This window comes from Devosia sp. (assembly GCF_034675085.1).
Classification (GTDB): domain Bacteria; phylum Pseudomonadota; class Alphaproteobacteria; order Rhizobiales; family Devosiaceae; genus Devosia.
The window spans coordinates 1-4535 of sequence record NZ_JAUCDN010000265.1 but is presented as its reverse complement, the minus strand read 5'-3'; the positions used below and the strand labels follow the sequence as shown (position 1 = coordinate 4535).

At 64.0% G+C, this 4535-nt stretch carries 4 protein-coding genes and 1 pseudogene; all 5 read left to right on the top strand.

Translation table 11 applies throughout. The annotated features are described in order from the left end of the window. Window positions 1-180 (top strand): annotated as a pseudogene (locus VDP82_RS14310) (cysteine desulfurase); the annotation flags it as partial. 69 nt (window positions 181-249) lie between these two features. Continuing rightward, window positions 250-1773 carry a Fe-S cluster assembly protein SufB gene (sufB, locus tag VDP82_RS14305; RefSeq protein WP_416347122.1) on the top strand — a complete coding sequence of 508 codons (1524 nt, stop codon included), beginning with the start codon at window positions 250-252 and terminating at the stop codon, window positions 1771-1773. A gap of 72 nt (window positions 1774-1845) precedes the next feature. Continuing rightward, window positions 1846-2595, top strand: coding sequence for a Fe-S cluster assembly ATPase SufC (sufC, locus tag VDP82_RS14300; protein WP_323015518.1), 750 nt, complete (start codon window positions 1846-1848; stop codon window positions 2593-2595). Window positions 2596-2610: 15 nt separating this feature from the next. Continuing rightward, window positions 2611-3810: a Fe-S cluster assembly protein SufD gene (gene sufD, locus VDP82_RS14295; protein WP_323015517.1), complete on the top strand. Its 1200-nt coding sequence runs from the start codon at window positions 2611-2613 to the stop codon at window positions 3808-3810. A 104-nt stretch (window positions 3811-3914) separates the two neighbouring features. Continuing rightward, window positions 3915-4535 (top strand): aminotransferase class V-fold PLP-dependent enzyme (locus VDP82_RS14290; protein WP_323015516.1); only part of this gene is annotated, 621 nt, incomplete at its 3' end.

The window sequence follows — 4535 nt, the reverse complement described above, 5'->3', positions numbered from 1 at the left end:
TCGGGCAAGGTCGGCCCCAGCCATGTGCTGGCCGCCATGGGCGTGGCGCCCGAGCTGGCCGAATGCGCGCTGCGCGTCAGCCTGGGCTGGAATTCCACCGGCGCGGACGTCGATGCGTTCCTTGCCGGTTACCGATCGATCCTTGAGCGCCAGCGGGCGCGGCAGGGACAGGCGGCCTAGCGCCGCCGCAGCAAGTTTAGACGGCTCCTGGCGACCTTGACTCGCCAATGGGCAAAAAGGAGAAGCCGAATGGATTACGACATCCCGACCCTCAAGGAGAACATTGATCGCGAGACCGTGGAATCGGTTCTGGCGCTCGATGTCGACAAATACAAATACGGCTTCGAGACCGATATCGAATCCGAGGTGGCCCCTGTCGGTCTCACCGAGGATACGATCCGTCTCATCTCCACCAAGAAGGACGAGCCGCAATGGATGCTGGACTGGCGCCTCGATGCGTTCCGCCGCTGGCAGACCATGGACGAGCCGAGCTGGGCCAAGGTCCACTATCCCAAGATCGATTTTCAGGCGATCAGCTATTATGCGGCGCCCAAGGCCTTCAAGGGCCCCAAGAGCCTGGACGAAGTCGATCCCGAGCTGCTGCGCACCTATGAAAAGCTGGGCATTCCGCTGAGCGAGCAGGCCATCCTGGCCGGCGTCGAAGGCGCGGGCGAGCCCAAGACGCCCTATTCGGGCAATGTGGCGGTCGACGCCGTATTCGACTCGGTTTCGGTGGTCACCACCTTCCGCGCCGAACTGGCCAAGGTGGGCATCATCTTCTGCTCGATCTCGGAAGCCATCCGCGAGCATCCCGAGCTGGTGCAGAAATATCTCGCCTCGGTGGTGCCGGTTTCGGACAATTACTTCGCCACGCTCAATTCGGCGGTCTTCACCGACGGCTCCTTTGTCTACATCCCCAAGGGCGTGCGCTGCCCGATGGAGCTGTCGACCTATTTCCGCATCAACGAGAAGAATACCGGCCAGTTCGAGCGCACGCTCATCATCGCCGAGCCCGACAGCTATGTGAGCTATCTGGAAGGCTGCACCGCCCCGACGCGCGACGAAAACCAGCTGCACGCCGCCGTGGTGGAACTGATCGCGCTCGACAATGCCGAGATCAAATATTCCACCGTCCAGAACTGGTATCCGGGCGACAAGGACGGCAAGGGCGGCATCTATAATTTCGTCACCAAGCGCGGCGACTGCCGGGGCAGGAATTCCAAGATTTCCTGGACCCAGGTGGAAACCGGCTCGGCCATCACCTGGAAATATCCCAGCTGCATCCTGCGCGGCGACGGCAGCCAGGGCGAATTCTATTCCATCGCCATTTCCAACGGCTACCAGCAGATCGACAGCGGCACCAAGATGATCCATCTGGGCAAGAACACCTCCAGCCGCATCATTTCCAAGGGCATCGCCGCCGGGTTCTCGGACAATACCTATCGCGGCCAGGTCTCGGCCCATGCCAAGGCCACCAATGCCCGCAACTTCACCCAGTGCGACAGCCTGCTGATCGGCGACAAATGCGGGGCCCACACCGTGCCCTATATCGAAAGCCGCAACGGCACGGCCGTGTTCGAGCACGAGGCGACCACCTCCAAGATCTCCGACGACCAGATGTTCTATTGCCAGGCGCGCGGGCTCGACGAGGAAGAGGCGGTGGCCCTGATCGTCAACGGCTTCGTGCGCGAAGTGCTCCAGCACCTGCCCATGGAATTCATGGTCGAATCCCAGAAGCTGATCGCCATCAGCCTCGAAGGCAGCGTCGGCTAATTCATCATCGTGACCCCGCCGGGCGGGCGCCTAGGGCGACCCCGGCTTTTGGAGACAGACATGACCACTCCCATTCTTGAAATCCGCAACCTGCATGCCCGCATCGAGGACCGCGAAATCCTCAAGGGCGTCAACCTCACCATCCCTGCCGGGCAGGTCCATGCCGTCATGGGCCGCAACGGCTCGGGCAAGTCGACGCTGAGCTATGTGCTGGCCGGCAAGGAGGACTATGAGATCACCGAGGGCGAAATCCTGCTCAATGGCGAGAGCATTCTCGACATGGAGCCGGCCGAGCGCGCCACCGCCGGCATTTTCCTGGCCTTCCAGTACCCGATCGAAATCCCCGGCGTCGCCACCATGACCTTCCTCAAGGCGGCCATGAACGCCCAGCGCAAGGCGCGCGGCGAGGGGGAATTGTCCACCCCCGATTTCATGCGCGCCATGAAGGAAGCCGGTTCGCTCCTCAATATCGACAGCGACATGCTCAAGCGCCCGCTCAATGTGGGGTTCTCGGGCGGCGAGAAGAAGCGCGCCGAGATCATGCAGATGGCGCTGCTCAAGCCCACGCTCTGCGTGCTCGACGAGACCGATTCCGGGCTCGACATCGACGCCTTGCAGGTGGTCGCCAAGGGCGTCAACGGCCTGCGCGCCGACAACCGCTCCATGCTGGTCATCACCCACTATCAGCGCCTGCTCAACCACATCGTGCCCGACGTGGTGCATGTGTTCTCGGACGGGCGCATCGTGGAGAGCGGCGACAAGGATCTGGCGCTTCAGCTCGAAGCCCGTGGCTATGCCGATTTCGACGGACAGGCGGCCTGACCCATGCGCTCAACCATGCCTGTTCGCCTCGGCCCCGCCGAGGATAGCCTGATCGCCCAGCTCAAGAGTGCCGGCGCCGACGCCGTTGCCGAACGCATCACCGTGGCCGGCCTGCCGACCCGCCGCGTCGAGAGCTATCACTATACCGACCTCAAGGCGCTGCTGCGCGCGGTGCCGCCGCTGGCCGGCGCCGCCAATGCGGCCAACCCGCCCTCGCTCGCCGTGCCCGGCGCCTATGTGCTGACCATCGTCAACGGTCGCGTGCAGGCCGCCGGCGCCGTTCCCGCCGGCCTGATCGTCGGCAAGACCGAGGGCGGCGTGCTCTCCACCCGCGACGATACCCTGGTGGGCATCAATAACGGGCTGGCGAGCGAAGCCCTGTCGCTGAGCGTGGAAAACGGCGTCGACACGGTGATCCAGATCGACCGGCGCATCGAGGGCGAGGCCGCCCATGCGGTCGATGCACTCAAGATCTTCGTCGCCGATGGCGCCTCGGTCACCATTCTGGAGACCTTCTCTGGCAGCGACGCGGCCCATATGGGCAACCACGCCACCTATATGGCTCTGGGCAAGAACAGCGCCGTCACCCATGTGACGCTCGACCTGTCGCCGTCAAAATCCTCGCATTTCGCCACCAACGAATATCGCCTGGCCGATGGGGCCCGGCTCAGGACGCTGGTCATCCATGCCGGGGCGGCGCTGGCGCGCACCCAGCTCTTCCCCATCCTGGCGGGAGCCGGCGCTCATGCCGATATCGGGGGGCTGAACCTGGCCTCCGATGGCCAGCACCTCGACATCACCATGGAATCGCACCACGCGGTGCCCCATACGTCCAGCCAGCCCCTGTTCAAGTCCATTACCCGCGGCCGTTCCAAGGCCGTGGTGCAGGGCAAGCTGGTGGTCGACCGCGACGCCCAGAAAACCGATGCGAAGTTCATGCATCAGGGGCTGATGCTCTCGGACGAGGCGGAAATCCTCTCCAAGCCCGAGCTGGAGATTTACGCCGACGACGTGGTGTGCGGCCATGGCTCCACCTGCGGCAAGCTAGACGAGGACTGGATGTTCTATCTCCTCAGTCGCGGCATTCCCCAGGCCGAGGCCGAAACCATGCTGGTGCGCGGCTTCATCGCCGAAGTGCTCGACCCGATCGAGGACGAGGCGCTCAACGAAGCCCTCAACACCGTCGTCGACGGCTGGCTGCTGTCGGGGAAATAATCCCCGGCCCGCGCCCTTTGCATCATGCTGCGTCGGCCAAGGCCGGCGCACCCCCGATCCTTGAGCGGGGAGAAGCGGGATCAGTGCCCGCCACGGGAATGAAAATGACCTTCGATCTCGAAAAAATCCGCGCCGATTTTCCGATCCTTTCGGAACAGATTCACGGCCATCGCCTGGTCTATCTGGACAGCGGCGCCTCGGCGCAGAAGCCGGTGCAGGTGCTCGACCGGATGGATCACGCCTTCCGGCACGAATATGCCAATGTGCATCGGGGCCTGCATACGCTGGCCAACCGCGCCACCGAAGCCTATGAGGGCGGCCGCGAGGCGGCGCGCAAATTCCTCAATGCCGGGCGCAGCGAGGAAATCGTCTTCACCCGCTCGGCCACCGAGGCGATCAACCTGGTGGCGCAATCCTTCGCCGGCCCGCGCATCGGGGAAGGCGACGAGATCGTCACCACCATCATGGAGCACCACTCCAATATCGTGCCCTGGCATTTCCACCGCGAGCGCAAGGGCGCGGTGATCCGCTGGGTGGATGTGCGCGAGGATGGCAGCTTCGACCTCGACGCCTTCGAGGCGGCGCTGAGCGAGCGCACCCGTATCGTGGCGGTTACCCATATGTCCAACGTGCTGGGCACGGTGACGCCGCTGCGCCAGATCATCGAACGCGCCCATGCCAGGGGCATCCCGGTGCTGGTCGATGGCAGCCAGGGCGCCGTGCAT

Bases quoted from the DNA above. Each gene is read 5' to 3' on its own strand.
- sufB (WP_416347122.1), top strand. From the start codon at position 250: ATGGATTACGACATCCCGACCCTCAAGGAGAACATTGATCGCGAGACC.
- sufD (WP_323015517.1), top strand. From the start codon at position 2,611: ATGCCTGTTCGCCTCGGCCCCGCCGAGGATAGCCTGATCGCCCAGCTC.